Raw genomic sequence first — 15,057 nt, forward strand, 5'->3', positions numbered from 1 at the left:
GGGGTCGGGGGGCGGGCGGGAGGCAGCAGGCGGGGCCGTTGCGGCCAGCGGGCCCGGCCGGGTCGTCGCGCCGCCCTTCTGCTTGTCCTGCAGCGCCTGCAGGCGCCAGCGCACCTGGTTGGCGGCGTTTTCCACCGCGTCGAGCTGCGTCTCGGCATCGGTCTTGGGCAGCGCCACCGCCCGCTTGTCGGTCATGCGCATCAGCAGGCGGCAGACCCGGTTGTTGCGGTTCAGGTGGCGCAGCGTCGGCAGCGTGCCGTCTTCCTCGACGACGCTCACGTCGCGGATGTTCTCGATCGCCACCTGGTGCACCTTGCCGGTGAAACCGCGCTGGAACCAGACGTAGTTCGCGCTGACGCTGACGCGCTCCCAGCGCGCCATGTCGAACACGACCGCGCCGAGCACGCCGAAGATGCCCAGCGTGATCAGCCAGCCGAACGACAGCGCCGCGCCGAGCCAGATCACGAGGCCCGCGACGATCGGCACCGCCACCACCTCGAGCATCGCGCGGTCGGAGGTGCCGTAGACGTTGCGCTCGTAGCCGGCGAGTTCGAGTTCGCCGCTGGCCAGCGGCTGGAATGAGGCGGCCAGCGCCTTCGCGCCGCGGCCGATGAAGATGTGGCCGGCGACCGCGAACGCGACGAGGAAGGGCAGCATCAGCCAGGTGCTGAACGACGCGAAGCCGCCGGCGCTGCGGGTGGCCGCCTGGGCCGCGGACGGGCTGCCGAGCGCGCACAGCGCCAGCGGCAGCAGGAGGGAGCAGGGTCTGATCATCTTGGTCACGGTCGCGACGGTAACGCGAAGCGCACCGCCCGCAAAGAGGGCCCACGAGAGTACCCGCACTCGGCCGTGGGGGCTCGTGGACGGCGTGCGAATCGACCGCGGGGCTGTGGCTAAGATGCCGCACTTCTTAACGAGGTGTAGCGATGAAATACCGTCGATTGGGCCGCAGCGGCCTGCAGGTCAGCGAGCTGTCGCTGGGCTCCTGGGTCACCTACCACAACCAGGTGGACACCGGTTCGGCCAAGGAAATGCTCGCCGCGGCCTTCGACGCCGGCGTCAATTTCTTCGACAACGCCGAGGCGTACGCCGCCGGCCAGAGCGAGGTGGTGATGGGCGAGGCGTTCCGGCAGCTGAAGTGGCCGCGCCTGAACTTCGTCGTGTCGACCAAGTTCTTCTGGGGGCTGGACCGCGAGGGCAACACCGTCAACCGGCGCGACACGCTGAACCGCAAGTACCTGACGCAGGCGATCGACGGCTCGCTCAAGCGCATGCAGCTGGAGCACATCGACCTGGTGTACTGCCACCGCCCCGACCCGCACACGCCGATCGAGGAGACGGTGTGGGCGATGAGCGACATGATCACCCGCGGCAAGGCCCTGTACTGGGGCACCAGCGAGTGGAGCGCCGCCGAGATCCGCGCGGCCTATGACATCGCCGAGCGCCACCACCTGCACAAGCCGGTGATGGAGCAGCCGCAGTACCACCTGTTCCACCGCCAACGCGTCGAGCAGGAGTACGCGCGGTTGTATGACGACATCGGCCTGGGCCTGACGACCTGGAGCCCGCTGGCCAGCGGCCTGCTGACCGGCAAGTACCGCAGCGGCGTGCCGCAGGGCAGCCGCGGCGCGCTGGAGGGGATGGGCTTCCTGCTGAAGGGGCTGACCGATGCGGACAAGAACGCCGCCGTCGCGAAGCTGGAGCCGATCGCCCGCGACCTGGGCGGCAACCTCGCGCAGCTGGCGGTGGCCTGGGTCAACCGCAACCCGCGGGTCAGCACGGTGATCCTCGGCGCGTCGAAGCTGTCGCAGCTGCAGGACAACCTGGGCGCGCTGGCGTTGACGCCGAAGCTGACGCCGGAGGTGCTGGCGAAGATCGACGAGATCACGCTGTCGTTGGCCGGTTGACGTCTTCGGGTCAAGGGCTTTCGGGCTCCTGGCCGACGCCATCCACCCAGGCCTGATCGGCGGCCACCCGCTGCCGGGCCTGGTTCCGCTCGTCATCGTCCAGGAAATTCGTGCTGCCGAAGCGCGACCTGACCATCGGAAGAGATACGACGCCGGCTTCGATACCCGCGCGGATCCAGCGCCGATCGCGCGGTTCGCCACGTGCGTACTTGGACAGGGCGGCATCGTTCGGATCGAGAAACCAGGCGCGCAGCCCACCGCGCTCCACCTTGATCAGGCGCTGCTCCCAACCGGACGGCAGGCTCGCCAGCTGCGGACTGACGGCATCCAGGTAGTAGCCGGACTGCTGGTGATACGCGGAGTTCTCGCCCAGCGCATCGAGCAAGTCGAAGATCCGTTGCGGGTCGTCCCTGGTGTAGCAATCGAGGTCGTTGGACATCGTCATGCCGGCCGGGACCTCGAAATGCCCTTCGAGCCCGAGGATCGACAGGCTGCCGATCACGACGAAGTCGGGGTGACCCGACAGCCGCCGGGCCTCGTCGAGCAGTGCGAACAACGCGTTGAGGTTCATGCGTGCAAGCCCACCCAGGGCGAGTTCTGGCGCAGCGCCGTGCCCCAACCTTCGGCATCCGAGATCATCGTCAGGGCCATCTGCCGCACGGGTTGGTGAAGGATCGCGGACCAGCGGTCGATGTAGTCCCCGCTGCACAGGCGCTCCTGCCGCCAGCGTTCGACCACCTTCAGGGCCTGCGCGATCATCGCAGCACGTTCCTTGGGCGTCGCCGTCACCAGGTCGAGCGCAATGCGCTGGTGGCGAATCAGGCGATCTTTCTCGACCAATGTTTGTTGAAGTCTGGCCTGCTTTCGGGCCGTGAGGTCCTGGTCACCGGCTGGCGAGAAGAAGCGTGGCGCCGCGATGATGGCCTCGACCCGGCCATGTCGTTCAATGGCCACCGGCGCTTCTCCCGCGGCCTTCATCAGATCGCCGAAGTTCTGCTTGGCCTGTGTCGAGGAGAACTGCTGCATGACGCTCCACCAATTTTGATTGTCCATTTTTTATCAAAATGGACAATTTAGCCATCGGGGTTTTTCAAGCAGCAGCCTTGACGTTGATAACTACACGTTCGTATAGTTATGCCATGCCACGCCCCTCACAGAACGTCGACCAGCGCCTGCTCGATGCCGGCCTCGAACTGCTGCCGCTGACCGGTTGCGCCGGGCTGTCGGTGCGCCGGCTCACCGAGCATGCGGGCGTCAACCTGGGCATGTTTCACTACCACTTCAAGAGCAAGGACAACTTCATCCGCGCGGTGCTGCAACGCACCTACGAGGCGATGTTCTCCGCGCTGACGCTCGAGGTCGATGCCACCGCCACGCCGCTGCACAACCTGCGCGGCGCGCTGCGCGTGCTGGCGCATTTCGGCCGGGCGCACCGGCACCTGCTGGTGCGCATCCTGGCCGACGCGATGGCCGGCGAGGCGGCTGCGCGCGAGTTCCTGCAGGCCAACCTGCCGCGCCACATCGGCATCGTCGGCGCGCTGATCGCCCAGGCCCAGCAACGCGGCGAGTTCCGCGCCGCACCGCCGCCGCAGGTGCTGGCCTTCATCGCGGCGGGTGTCGCGTCGCCGATCCTGATCGGCGCCGCGATGCAGGGTGCCGGCGGCCCGCCCGAGGCCGGCGCGCTGATCGACGAACACCTGCTGTCCGATGCCGCGATCGAGACGCGCATCGATGCCGCGCTGCGCGCCTGGCAGCCCTCGCCTGGAGACGCCCCATGAAGCGAACCGCCCTGCCGATCCTGCTCGCTGCGCTGTTGTCGGCCTGCAGCCAGCCCGCGCCCGAGGGCTACGCCGGCTATGCGGAAGGCGACTATGTGCGGCTGTCCGCACCGGTCGCCGGCACGCTGGCGCGGCTGCACCTGCAGCGCGGCGACCGTGCCGCGGCGTCGGCGCCCGCCTTCGTGCTGGAACAGGAGAGCGAGCGTGCCGCGCGCGAGGAGGCCGAGTCCCGCCTGCGTGCCGCGCAGCAGCAGCTCGCCAACCTGCGCACCGGCAAGCGCCCGGACGAGCTCGCCGCGGTGCGCGCCCAGCTCGCGCAGGCGCAGGCGGCACTCGCGTTGTCGAATGCCGAGCTCGCGCGCACCACGAAGCTGGTGGCCGAGCAGTTCAATTCGCCGGCCGCGCTGGACCAGGCGCGCAGCAAGGTGGCGAGCGACCAGGCGCACGTCAACGAACTGGCGGCGCAGCTGCGCGTCGCGAACCTCGGCGCGCGCAGCGCCGAGATCGCCGCCGCCGAGCAGGAGGCGAAGGCCGCGCAGGCGCAGCTCGCGCAGGCCGAATGGCGCGTCGCGCAGAAGACGCAGCGCGTGCCGGCGGCGGCCGACGTGGTCGACGTGCTGTACCGCGAAGGCGAGTACGTGCCRCTCGGCGGCCCGGTGCTGACGCTGCTGCCGCCCGGCAACATCAAGGCGCGCTTCTTCGTGCCCGAGGCGGCGCTTGGCGGCCTGGCGCTCGGCCAGCCGGTCAGCCTGGCCTGCGACGGTTGCGGCGCGCCGATTCCCGCCCGGCTGAGCTTCATCGCCCGCGAGGCGGAGTTCACGTCGCCGCTGATCTACAGCCGCGAGAACCGCTCGGCCCTGGTGTTCATGGTCGAGGCCCGGCCCGAGCCCGCCGAGGCGCGCCGCCTGCATCCGGGCCAGCCGCTGCAGGTGCGGCTCGGCGCGAAATCATGAACACGGCCCTGATCGACGTGCACGGCCTGACCAAGCGCTACGGCGGCCGCACCGTGGTCGACCACGTCGACCTGCGGGTCGAGAAGGGCCGCATCCACGGCTTCCTCGGCCCGAACGGCAGCGGCAAGACGACGACGATCCGCATGCTGTGCGGCCTGCTGACGCCCGACGACGGCGGCGGCACCTGCATGGGCCATGACATCCGCACGCAGGCGCGGCAGATCAAGCGGCAGGTCGGCTACATGACGCAGCGCTTCGGGCTCTATGAAGACCTGAGCATCGAGGAGAACCTCGACTTCATCGCGCGTGTCTATGCCGTGCCCGACCGGCGCGCGAAAGTCACCGCGACGCTCGGCCAGCTCGGGCTGCAGACGCGCCGCACGCAGCTCGCCGGCTCGCTGTCGGGCGGCTGGAAGCAGCGCCTCGCGCTCGCCGCGTGCCTGATCCACGAACCGCAATTGCTGCTGCTCGACGAACCCACTGCCGGCGTCGACCCGGCAGCGCGGCGCGATTTCTGGGACCAGATCCACGACCTGGCCGCCGCCGGCCTGACGGTGCTGGTGTCGACCCACTACATGGACGAGGCCGAGYGCTGTCACGAGCTCGCGTACATCGCCTACGGCAAGCTGCTGACGCAGGGCACGGTGCAGCAGGTGATCGCGAGCGCACGGCTCGTGACCTGGGCGGTGGCCGGCCCGGACCTGGTGGCGGTCGGGCACCGGCTGCGCGAGGCGCCCGGCATCCGCACGGTGGCGCCGTTCGGCACCACGCTGCACGTCAGTGGCGACAGCGAGCAGGCGATCCGCGATGCGCTCGGCACGCTCGACCGCTCTGACCTGAAAGCCAGCGCGATCGAGCCCAGCCTCGAGGACGTCTTCATCGCGCTGATGCAGGACGCGAAGGACAACTTCGCGGCTGAAAAGCCATGAGCTGGAATCGCTTCATCGCCATCCTGGTGAAGGAACTGCGCCAGGTGCGCCGCGACCGGCTGACCTTCGGGATGATGGTGATCGTGCCGATCATGCAGCTGGTGCTGTTCGGCTTCGCGATCAACAACGACCCGAAGCAGCTGCCGGCGGCCCTCGTCGTGCAGGACCACAGCGAGTTCACGCGCAGCCTGGTCGCGGGGCTCGAGAACTCGCAGTACTTCCGCATCACCGAGCGTCCGGCCGGGGTGGCCGAGGCCGATGCACTGCTGGCCGCCGGCCGCGTGCAGTTTGCGCTCGTGGTGCCGCCGGACTTCTCGCGTCGGCTGCAGCGCGGCGAACGCCCGGCGCTGCTGCTGGCGGCCGACGCCACCGACCCGGCGGCCACCGGCAACGCGGTCGCGGCGGTCAACAGCATTGCGCAACGGGCGATCGGCCGCGAGCTGGAGGGTGCGCTCGCCGCGCTGAGGCCCACCGAGCCGCCCTGGGAGATCCGCATCCAGCGCCGCTACAACCCCGAGGGCCTGACCAGCTACAACGTGATCCCCGGGCTGATCGGCGTGATCCTGACGATGACGATGGTGATGATGACCTCGCTCGCGATGACGCGCGAACGCGAGCGCGGCACGATGGAGAACCTGCTCGCGACGCCGGCCCGCCCGGTCGAGGTGATGCTCGGCAAGATCGTCCCCTACATCCTGATCGGCTATGTGCAGGTGGTCGTGATCCTCGGCGCCGCGCGGCTGCTGTTCAGCGTGCCGATGGAAGGCAGCGTGCTGTTGCTGTCGTCGGTGCTGGTGCTGTTCATCGCGGCGAACCTGGCGGTCGGCTTCACGTTCTCGACGATCGCGCGCAACCAGCTGCAGGCGATGCAGCTGACGTTCTTCTTCTTCCTGCCGTCGATGCTGCTGACCGGCTTCATGTTCCCGTTCCGCGGCATGCCGGGCTGGGCGCAGGCGATCGGCGAGGCGCTGCCGCTGACGCATTTCCTGCGCATCGTGCGCGGCATCCTGCTGAAGGGCAACGGGCTGGCCGAGGTGGCGCCGCACCTGTGGCCGATCGCGCTGTTCATGCTGGTGGCCGGCACGGTTGCACTGACTCGCTACCGCCAGACCGTCGACTGATACCCTCCACCCGACAACAACGACGAAAGGCGCTCGCATGCAACGGATCGTGATCGTGGGAGGCGGGGCCGGCGGCCTCGCGCTGGCCACGCAGCTCGGCAAGACGCTCGGCAAGCGCGGTGCAGCGGAGATCACGCTGGTCGATGCTGCCCGCACGCACGTCTGGAAGCCGTTGCTGCACCAGCTCGCGGCCGGCAGCTTCGACACCCATGCCGAGGAGATCGAGTTCCTCGCGCAGGCGCGCGGCCACCATTTCAAGTTCCGGCTCGGCCGGCTGTCGGGCATCGACCGCGCGGCGAAGACGGTGCAGCTGGACGCGAGCTACGACGAAGGCGGCCGCGAGATCACGCCGGCGCAGACGCTGCCCTACGACACGCTGGTGATCGCGGTCGGCAGCCAGACCAACGATTTCGGTACCGCGGGCGCGGCCGAGCACACGATCAAGCTCGACAGCCCGCAGGCCGCCAAGCGCTTCAACGACCGGCTGATCAACGCCTGCATCCGTGCGCAGAGCGTGCCGCGCGCGGCCGGCAGCGGCCGCCTCACGGTGGCGATCGTCGGCGGCGGCGCCACCGGCGTCGAGCTGGCGGCCGAATTGCATGCCGCGGCGCGCGTGCTCGCGAACTACGGCTTCGACCACATCCACCCCGAGAAGGACCTGCAGATCGTGCTGGTCGAGGCGGCGCCGCGGCTGCTCTCGCAACTGCCCGAGCGCCTGAGCGAGGCGGCGGTGCGCGAGCTGCGCAAGCTGGCGATCGAGGTGCACACGAACGAGCGCGTCGTCGAGGTGACCGGCAGCAGCCTGAAGATGGCCAGCGGCAAGGTGATCGGCTCCGACCTCACGGTGTGGGCGGCCGGCGTCAAGGCGGCGGATTTCCTGCGCACGCTGGGCGGTGGCGAGGGCCGCGATCCGCTGGAAACCAACAAGCTGAACCAGCTGATGGTCAACGGCAACCTGCAGACCACGCGCGACCCGGCGATCTTCGCGTTCGGCGATTGCGCGGCCTGCCAGCAACCCGACGGCGCCTGGGTGCCGCCACGCGCGCAGGCGGCCTACCAGGAGGCGATGTACCTGGTGAAGGCGATCCCGAAGCTGCTGGCGGGCGAGACGGTGAAGCCGTTCGTCTTCAGCGACAAGGGCTCGCTGGTGTCGCTGTCGGAGTACTCGTCAGTCGGCAGCCTGATGGGCAGCCTGACGCGCGGCAGCCTGTTCATCGAAGGGCGGCTCGCGCAGTTCATGTACTGGGCGTTGCACAAGCAGCACCAGATGGCGCTGGGCGGCTTCTGGCGGATGGTGCTGGTGACGCTGTCAGAGTTCCTCGACCGGACCTACCGGCCGAAGATCAAGCTGCATTGAGCGCGGCGAGCTGCGCCGGCGTGCCGACGTTCTCCCATGCGCCGCGCCACACCTCGGCGCTGATGCGCCGCTCGCGCATGCCGGCGAACAGCAGCGGCCCGAGCGCCGCCTTGGTGCCCGGCGCGATGCCGGCGCACAGCGACGCGCGGCACAGCGCGAGGTTGGCGTAGGTCCAGCGCAGGCCGTCCGGCCCCGCGGAGTCGGCCAGCCCGAAGCCTTCGGCGTCGAGCCCGAAATCGCCCTTTGCATGGAACGCCGGGTTCGGCACCAGCCACAGGTGCGCCAGCAGCGACCCGGCGGCGAAGCGCTCGCCTTGGGCGGCGTCAAAGCGGAAGCCCGGCGCGTGGATGTCGCCCGAGACGACCCAGAAGCACTCGTCCGGGCCGTCGACCAGCAGCGGCAGCGCCTTCGCGATGCCGCCGGCCGTCTCCAGCGCACCACCGTGGTCGCGGCCTTCCATCGAGTAGCGGATGTGCAGGCCCCAGCGGCTGCCGTCGCCGAGCGCGGCCGGGATCTGCGCCTCCAGCCACGCGGTGTTGATCACCACGTCGCGCACGCCGTCGCGCGCCAGCGCCTCCAGGTGCCATTCGATCAGCGGCTTGCCGTGCACCTTCAGCAGGGGCTTCGGCGTCGCATCGGTCAGCGGCCGCATGCGCTCGCCACGGCCGKCGGCCAGGATGATGGCTCCGCGTTTCATTCGGTACCCCGCAGCAGCGATTGGCGTTCCACCCGGGCCGGCTCGAACACGCCGAGCAGCGTGTCGAGCAGCGCATGCGCCTTGGCCGAGTTGTCCGCGCCGAGGTTGCACACGTAGACGTCCAGTGTCACCGCCGCCAGCTCGGGCCAGGTGTGCACCGCGAGGTGCGATTCGGCCAGCAGCACGACGCCGGTCACGCCGCCCGGCGCCGGGAAGCGGTGGAACAGCTCGCCCACCGGCTGCAGCGCCGCCGCCGCGACGGCCGCGAGGCAGCGCCGGCGCAGCGCGTCGGGGTCGGTCATCGCGGGGTTGCCGGGGGCGCAGCCGCGCAGGTCGGCGGTGAGGTGCAGGCCTTGCATCGGCGGGATTATCGGCGGCGCCTAAAATGCGCCGCTTCCGCCCCTCGCGCCCTCACGCGACCTTCCCGAATCCAACCCAGGAGCCGCCCGGCATGACTGCCCCCGCCCACGACACCACCTTGATGGCGAACGCCATCCGCGCCTTGGCGATGGACGCCGTCCAGCAGGCCAATTCCGGCCACCCGGGCGCCCCGATGGGCATGGCCGACATGGCGGTCGCACTGTGGGGCCGTCACCTGCGCCACAACCCGGCCAACCCGCACTGGGCCAACCGCGACCGCTTCGTGCTGAGCAACGGCCACGCGTCGATGATCCTGTACGCGCTGCTGCACCTGACCGGCTACGACCTGCCGATGAGCGAGCTGCGCAATTTCCGCCAGCTGCACAGCAAGACCCCGGGCCACCCCGAAATGGGCTACACGCCGGGCGTCGAGACCACCACCGGCCCGCTCGGCCAGGGCGTCACGAACGCGGTCGGCATGGCGCTGGCCGAGAAGCTGCTCGCGAAGGAATTCAACCGCGACGGCCACGCCATCGTCGACCACCACACCTACGTGTTCCTCGGCGACGGCTGCCTGATGGAAGGCATCAGCCACGAGGCCGCCGCGCTGGCCGGCGCCTGGCGCCTGAACAAGCTGATCGCGCTGTACGACGACAACGGCATCTCGATCGACGGCAAGGTCGCGCCGTGGTTCATCGACGACACGCCGAAGCGCTTCGAGGCCTACGGCTGGAACGTGATCGCCGCGGTCGACGGCCAGGACGTGAGCGCGGTCGATGCCGCGATCGCCGCCGCCAAGCGGGCCGACAAGCCGACGCTGATCTGCTGCAAGACCACCATCGGCAAGGGCTCGCCGAACCGCGGCGGCACGTCGAAGGCGCACGGCGAGGCGTTGGGGGCCGAAGAGATCAAGCTGACCCGCGAAGCCCTCGGCTGGAGCTACGAGCCGTTCGTGATTCCGGAGCAGGCCTACGAGCAGTGGGACAGCCGCCCGGCCGGCCTCGCCGACGAGACGGCGTGGGTCGATGCCTTCGAGGCCTATTCGAAGGCGTACCCGGAACTGGCGGTCGAGTTCATCCGCCGCATGGACCATGAGCTGCCGAAGAACTTCGCGCAGACGCTGCTCGACGCCGCGGTCGCCGCGAACGCGAAGGCCGAGAACGTGGCCAGCCGCAAGGCCAGCCAGATCGCGCTGGAGTCGTTCACGAAGGCGCTGCCCGAGCTGCTCGGCGGCAGCGCCGACCTGACCGGCTCGAACCTGACCAACACCGGCAGCACGCCGCCGCTGCGTTTCGAGGCCGACGGTTCGCCGAACGGCGGGCGCCACATCAACTACGGCGTGCGTGAGTTCGGCATGGCCGCGATCATGAACGGCATCGCGCTGCACGGCGGCTTCATCCCGTACGGCGGCACCTTCCTGACCTTCAGCGACTACAGCCGCAATGCGATCCGCATGGCCGCGCTGATGAAGATCCGCGTGATCCACGTGTTCACGCACGACAGCATCGGCCTCGGCGAAGACGGCCCGACCCACCAGTCGGTCGAGCATGCCGCGGCGCTGCGCCTGATCCCGGGGCTGGACGTCTGGCGCCCGGCCGACACGGCCGAGACGGCCGTGGCCTGGGGTGTCGCGATCGAGAACCAGCGCCGCCCGAGCGCGCTGCTGCTGTCGCGCCAGAACCTGCCGTATGCGCCGAAGGCCGAGTTCGGGGCCGGCCAGCCGCAGGCCGCGGTCGACACCATCGCCAAGGGCGGCTACGTGCTGGCCGAGCCGGGCGAGGTGGGCCTGAAGAAGAAGGCGCAGGCGGTGATCATCGCCACCGGCTCCGAGGTGCAGCTCGCGCTGCATGCGCAGCAGCTGCTCGCGAAGCCGGAGAACGGCGCGATCGCGGTGCGCGTGGTCAGCATGCCCAGCACCTCGGTGTTCGACCGCCAGAGCGCCGCCTACAAGACCAGCGTGCTGCCGCAGGGCCTGCCGCGCATCGCGGTCGAGATGGGCGTGAGCGACGGCTGGTGGAAGTACGGCTGCGCCGCGGTGGTCGGCATCGACACCTACGGCGAATCGGCACCGGCGCCGGTGCTGTTCAAGCACTTCCACTTCACGCCGGAGAACGTGGCCGACACCGTGCGTGTCGTGCTGGGCCGCTGATGAAGCGGGCGCTGGCCGGGCTGCTGCTCGGCCTGCTCGTTCCCTGCGCCGTTCATGCGGCCGAGGCGCTGCCCGAGGGCTTCGTGCTGCAGGCGGACCGGGATTCGCTTGCCTGTCTGACGCCGGCGCCGGCCGACCGCAAGCCCATCGAGTACCCCGAGGACGCGAAACGGTTCAAGCAGTCCGCGCAGGTGCGCGTCAGCCTGGAGTTCCACCACCCGGGCAAGCCACCCCGCGTCAACATCCTCACCCACGCCGGCGATTCCAGATTCGATGCGGCGGTGGAAGACTATGTGTCCGCCTATCGGTTGCCCTGCCTGCGCCCGGAAGCGGGCACGGTCACCGCGACGCAGGATTTCGAGTTCACGCCGGACGACGGGCGGCCGATCAAATGGCGCCCGTTGCTGAAGACGAACCCCGACATCCAATCGGAGAACTGCAAGGTGCAGTTTCCGGAGATTCCGGGATACCCGAGTGGGGCGGGCAGGAGCGGCAGTACCTACGCGGCCTTGCTGGTCGAGATGAAGTTTCGCGGGCCGACGCAGCCGCCCGTCGTGACGTATCCCTACAAGGATGCGACCCGTCCTTTTGTGGAGACCGTCACCCGGTGGGCATCCGGGGTGCGGATCCCTTGTCTGAAGGAGGACGAGGTCGTCACTGCCGCGCGAATGTTCCACTTTCGCATCGAAGACTCGGGCGGCATCGTCCTCAAGGACCTGAGCCTGCAGCAGCTCGTGCCGGTCATCGACAAGCTCGATGAGCACCACGTCTACTTCGACTTCAATGCGATGGGCTGCCCGTTCGAGGTGCGCATGCACCTGTATCAGCCGTTCCTGACCAACCCGGTCGGAGAGATCGGATCGAGCGACCCTCGGCGTGCCGAGTTCCTCGACTGGCTGACCAGGATCTCGCTCAAGCTTCCCTACAAGGCGCTGGGGCAGGTGTTGGGCTCGCCGATGACCGTGTCGGTGCCTTGTACCCAGCTTGATCTCCGCTGAATCCCCCGAGCGGCGACAATGTCCCGACGTTTTTTCGCAAGCATCAACTGGAGAGACAGACCATGACCATCAAGATCGGCATCAACGGCTTCGGCCGCATCGGGCGCATGGTGTTCCGTGCCGCCATCCAGAACTTCAAGGACATCGAGGTCGTCGCGATCAACGACCTGCTGGAGCCTGACTACCTGGCCTACATGCTGCAGTACGACTCGGTGGCCGGCCGCTTCGACGGCACGGTGGCGGTCGACGGCAACACGCTGATCGTCAACGGCAAGAAGATCCGCCTGAGCGCCGTGAAGGATCCGGCCGAGCTGAAGTGGGGCGAGGTCGGCGCCGACATCATCGTCGAAGGCACCGGCATCTTCCTGACCAAGGACACCGCGTCCAAGCACATCGCCGCCGGCGGCAGGAAGGTCGTGATGACCGGCCCGTCGAAGGACGACACGCCGATGTTCGTGTTCGGCGTCAACGACAAGAGCTACAAGGGCGAGGACATCATCTCCAACGCCTCATGCACCACCAACTGCCTGGCGCCGCTCGCAAAGGTGCTGAACGACAAGTGGGGCATCAAGCGCGGCCTGATGACCACCGTGCACGCCACCACCGCGACGCAGAAGACCGTCGACGGCCCGAGCAACAAGGACTGGCGCGGCGGCCGCGGCATCCTCGAGAACATCATCCCGTCGTCGACCGGCGCGGCCAAGGCCGTCGGCGTCGTGATCCCCGAGCTGAACAAGAAGATCACCGGCATGTCGTTCCGCGTGCCGACCTCGGTCGTCTCGGTGGTCGACCTGACCGTCGAGCTGAACAAGGAAGCGACCTACAAGGAGATCTGCGCCGAGTTCAAGGCGCAGTCCGAAGGCGCGCTGAAGGGCATCCTCGGCTACACCGAGGACAAGGTCGTCGCGACCGACTTCCGCGGCGACCCGCGCACCTCGATCTTCGACGCCGACGCCGGCATCGCGCTCGACAGCACCTTCGTGAAGCTGGTGTCGTGGTACGACAACGAATGGGGCTACTCGAACAAGGTGCTCGAGATGGTCCGCGTGGTCGCGAAGTAAGCGCTGCTTGCGCTGCCGGAAGGCCTCCTGCGGGAGGTCTTTTTCATGTGTCGTTCCGCTGCCGACCATCGAATCTGCACGCTCATTTGAAGCCAGTTGTCTCCATGCGTGTCAACCGATGTCCGGTTCACCCCTGGACACAAGGCTGCTGCCTACACTGGCCGCTCCGGGCTGCGCGCCCCTCCCAGGTTGTCCCATGAAGCGACTCATCGTCTCCTGCATCGCCTCGTTGCTGGCCGCGTCACTCGCACCGGCGGCATCGGCGGCCGAGCCGGCGCCTGCCGTGCACAAGATTCCCGCCGAGATGCAGGCGCGGGTCATCGTCAAGTTCAAGGCGGACTCGAGCGCGATGCGGGCGCTGTCGGTGGCGAGCGGGGGGAGCAGCAACGCGCAGGCGGCACCGCAGCAGGCACAGGCGCTGTCGCAGCGGGTCGGCCTCGCGCTCAGCGACGGCCCGGCGGTGTCGGCCCGCAGCCAGCTCGTGAAGGCGAGCGGCCTCAGCTCGGCGGACCTCGCGGCCCGCCTGTCGGCCTTGTCCGATGTCGAATACGCCGTGCCGGACGGCCGCCGCCGCGCGTTCGCGGCACCGAACGATCCGCTGTATGCCGGTGGCGCGAGCGTGTCGCCGGTCGCCGGCCAGTGGTACCTGCGTGCGTCGAGCAGCAGCGTGGTCTCGGCGATCAATGCCGAGACGGCCTGGGCGCTCACGACCGGCAGCAGCAGCGTCGTCGTCGCGGTGCTGGACACCGGCATCCGCGGCGACCACCCGGAGCTCGCCAGCAAGCTGCTGCCGGGCTACGACTTCATCAGCGACGCCGCCACCGCGAACGATGGCGGCGGCCGCGACAGCGACCCGAGCGACCCCGGCGACTGGATCACCTCGGACGAGAACGCGAGCGGCGACTTTGCCGGTTGCGGCGCCGAGGACAGCAGCTGGCACGGCACGCAGACGGCCGGCCTCGTCGGTGCGTCGACCAACAACGGCGTCGGCATGGCCAGCATCGGGCGCGACGTGAAGGTGCTGCCGGTGCGGGTGCTCGGCAAGTGCGGCGGTGCCGACAGCGACATCATCGCGGCGATGCGCTGGGCCGCCGGCTTCACGGTGCCCGGCGTCACGACCAACGCCAATCCGGCCAAGGTGCTGAGCCTGAGCCTCGGCGGTTCGGGCTCCTGCTCGCAGGCCTACAAGGACGCGATCACCGAGCTGACCACCGCCGGCGTCGTCGTCGTCGCGGCCGCCGGCAACGACGGGCTGGCGGTCAACGTGCCGGCCAACTGCCCGGGCGTCGTCGGCGTGGCCGGCGTGCGCCACACCGGCACCAAGGTCGGCTACTCCAGCCTCGGGCCGGAGGTCACGATCGCCGCGCCGGCCGGCAACTGCGTCAACACCGCCGGCGCCTGCCTGTACCCGATCCTGACGACCACCAACACCGGCACCACCAGCCCGGGCACCAGCACCTACTCCGACGGCAGCAACACCTCGCTCGGCACCAGCTTCTCGACACCGCTGGTGGCCGGCACGCTGGGCCTGATGTTCTCGGCCGATCCGACCCTGACGCCGGCGCAGGCGATCAGCGCACTGAAGAGCAGCGCGCGCGCGTTCCCGTCCACCGGTGCCGGAAGCGGTGTCGCGGCCTGCCATGCGCCGACCGCGACCGCGCAGGATGCCGAGTGCTACTGCACGACGGCCACCTGCGGTGCCGGCCTGCTGGACGCCGGCGCGGCGGTGGCCGCCGTGGCCCAGGCG

Annotated in this window: 15 protein-coding genes; 10 read left to right on the forward strand and 5 right to left on the reverse strand. The window is 69.3% G+C overall.

Going from position 1 to position 15,057, the window contains the following annotated elements; translation table 11 throughout:
- The coding region (locus AC1D15_RS05295) for a hypothetical protein (protein ID WP_477825177.1) at positions 1–783 on the reverse strand (783 nt) is incomplete at its 3' end.
- A 143-nt stretch (positions 784–926) separates the two neighbouring features.
- Between AC1D15_RS05295 and AC1D15_RS05300 the strand changes: the two genes are divergently transcribed.
- Positions 927–1,907: a potassium channel beta subunit family protein gene (locus tag AC1D15_RS05300; protein ID WP_477825178.1), complete on the forward strand. Its 981-nt coding sequence runs from the start codon at positions 927–929 to the stop codon at positions 1,905–1,907.
- Positions 1,908–1,917: 10 nt separating this feature from the next.
- Here AC1D15_RS05300 and AC1D15_RS05305 read toward each other — a convergent pair whose 3' ends face one another.
- Both AC1D15_RS05305 and AC1D15_RS05310 read right to left on the reverse strand, forming a co-directional pair.
- Positions 1,918–2,478 (reverse strand): DUF6036 family nucleotidyltransferase, encoded by a 561-nt coding sequence (locus AC1D15_RS05305; protein WP_477825179.1) that lies wholly within the window; start codon positions 2,476–2,478, stop codon positions 1,918–1,920.
- On the reverse strand, positions 2,475–2,933 hold the full coding sequence (locus tag AC1D15_RS05310) for a type II toxin-antitoxin system Phd/YefM family antitoxin (protein WP_477825180.1): 459 nt from the start codon (positions 2,931–2,933) through the stop codon (positions 2,475–2,477). The genes AC1D15_RS05305 and AC1D15_RS05310 overlap by 4 nt, the downstream gene beginning before the upstream one ends.
- Positions 2,934–3,046: 113 nt before the next feature.
- Here AC1D15_RS05310 and AC1D15_RS05315 point away from each other — a divergent pair, with 113 nt between their 5' ends.
- From AC1D15_RS05315 to AC1D15_RS05335, 5 genes are read left to right on the forward strand one after another with little or no spacing between them, the layout of a single operon-like run.
- Positions 3,047–3,685 (forward strand): TetR/AcrR family transcriptional regulator, encoded by a 639-nt coding sequence (locus AC1D15_RS05315; RefSeq protein WP_477825181.1) that lies wholly within the window; start codon positions 3,047–3,049, stop codon positions 3,683–3,685.
- Complete coding sequence (locus tag AC1D15_RS05320; RefSeq protein ID WP_477825182.1) at positions 3,682–4,638, forward strand: HlyD family secretion protein; 957 nt, start codon at positions 3,682–3,684, stop codon at positions 4,636–4,638. The genes AC1D15_RS05315 and AC1D15_RS05320 overlap by 4 nt, the downstream gene beginning before the upstream one ends.
- Positions 4,635–5,567 carry an ABC transporter ATP-binding protein gene (locus AC1D15_RS05325; protein WP_477825183.1) on the forward strand — a complete coding sequence of 311 codons (933 nt, stop codon included), beginning with the start codon at positions 4,635–4,637 and terminating at the stop codon, positions 5,565–5,567. Before AC1D15_RS05320 ends, AC1D15_RS05325 begins: the two co-directional genes overlap by 4 nt.
- On the forward strand, positions 5,564–6,688 hold the full coding sequence (locus AC1D15_RS05330; protein ID WP_477825184.1) for an ABC transporter permease: 1,125 nt from the start codon (positions 5,564–5,566) through the stop codon (positions 6,686–6,688). Before AC1D15_RS05325 ends, AC1D15_RS05330 begins: the two co-directional genes overlap by 4 nt.
- Positions 6,689–6,725: 37 nt before the next feature.
- A complete protein-coding gene (locus AC1D15_RS05335) occupies positions 6,726–8,045 on the forward strand; it encodes an NAD(P)/FAD-dependent oxidoreductase (RefSeq protein WP_477825185.1) in 1,320 nt (439 codons plus the stop codon).
- Here the strand turns inward: AC1D15_RS05335 and AC1D15_RS05340 are convergent.
- Positions 8,032–8,742, reverse strand: a complete 711-nt coding sequence (locus AC1D15_RS05340) for a nucleotidyltransferase family protein (RefSeq protein ID WP_477825186.1) — start codon at positions 8,740–8,742, stop codon at positions 8,032–8,034. The genes AC1D15_RS05335 and AC1D15_RS05340 overlap by 14 nt on opposite strands.
- Entirely contained in the window at positions 8,739–9,101 is a 363-nt protein-coding gene (speD, locus tag AC1D15_RS05345) for an adenosylmethionine decarboxylase (protein WP_477825187.1), read from the reverse strand. The genes AC1D15_RS05340 and speD overlap by 4 nt, the downstream gene beginning before the upstream one ends.
- A 92-nt stretch (positions 9,102–9,193) precedes the next feature.
- Between speD and tkt the strand changes: the two genes are divergently transcribed.
- From tkt to AC1D15_RS05365, 4 genes are all read left to right on the forward strand, one after another.
- Positions 9,194–11,251, forward strand: coding sequence for a transketolase (tkt, locus tag AC1D15_RS05350; RefSeq protein WP_477825188.1), 2,058 nt, complete (start codon positions 9,194–9,196; stop codon positions 11,249–11,251).
- Positions 11,251–12,249, forward strand: coding sequence for an energy transducer TonB (locus AC1D15_RS05355; protein ID WP_477825189.1), 999 nt, complete (start codon positions 11,251–11,253; stop codon positions 12,247–12,249). The genes tkt and AC1D15_RS05355 overlap by 1 nt, the downstream gene beginning before the upstream one ends.
- A 62-nt stretch (positions 12,250–12,311) precedes the next feature.
- Positions 12,312–13,310: a type I glyceraldehyde-3-phosphate dehydrogenase gene (gap, locus tag AC1D15_RS05360; RefSeq protein ID WP_465111417.1), complete on the forward strand. Its 999-nt coding sequence runs from the start codon at positions 12,312–12,314 to the stop codon at positions 13,308–13,310.
- A 196-nt stretch (positions 13,311–13,506) separates the two neighbouring features.
- The coding region (locus tag AC1D15_RS05365; protein ID WP_477825190.1) for a S8 family peptidase at positions 13,507–15,057 on the forward strand (1,551 nt) is incomplete at its 3' end.

The organism is Rhizobacter sp. P2_H2 (assembly GCF_056403375.1).

What these genes read in the sequence shown, in the direction of transcription:
- AC1D15_RS05300 (WP_477825178.1), top strand. Translation starts at nt 927, where the DNA reads ATGAAATACCGTCGATTGGGCCGCAGCGGCCTGCAGGTCAGCGAGCTG.
- AC1D15_RS05305 (WP_477825179.1), bottom strand. Translation starts at nt 2,478, where the DNA reads ATGAACCTCAACGCGTTGTTCGCACTGCTCGACGAGGCCCGGCGGCTG.
- AC1D15_RS05310 (WP_477825180.1), bottom strand. Translation starts at nt 2,933, where the DNA reads ATGCAGCAGTTCTCCTCGACACAGGCCAAGCAGAACTTCGGCGATCTG.
- AC1D15_RS05315 (WP_477825181.1), top strand. Translation starts at nt 3,047, where the DNA reads ATGCCACGCCCCTCACAGAACGTCGACCAGCGCCTGCTCGATGCCGGC.
- AC1D15_RS05330 (WP_477825184.1), top strand. Translation starts at nt 5,564, where the DNA reads ATGAGCTGGAATCGCTTCATCGCCATCCTGGTGAAGGAACTGCGCCAG.
- AC1D15_RS05335 (WP_477825185.1), top strand. Translation starts at nt 6,726, where the DNA reads ATGCAACGGATCGTGATCGTGGGAGGCGGGGCCGGCGGCCTCGCGCTG.
- speD (WP_477825187.1), bottom strand. Translation starts at nt 9,101, where the DNA reads ATGCAAGGCCTGCACCTCACCGCCGACCTGCGCGGCTGCGCCCCCGGC.
- tkt (WP_477825188.1), top strand. Translation starts at nt 9,194, where the DNA reads ATGACTGCCCCCGCCCACGACACCACCTTGATGGCGAACGCCATCCGC.
- AC1D15_RS05355 (WP_477825189.1), top strand. Translation starts at nt 11,251, where the DNA reads ATGAAGCGGGCGCTGGCCGGGCTGCTGCTCGGCCTGCTCGTTCCCTGC.
- gap (WP_465111417.1), top strand. Translation starts at nt 12,312, where the DNA reads ATGACCATCAAGATCGGCATCAACGGCTTCGGCCGCATCGGGCGCATG.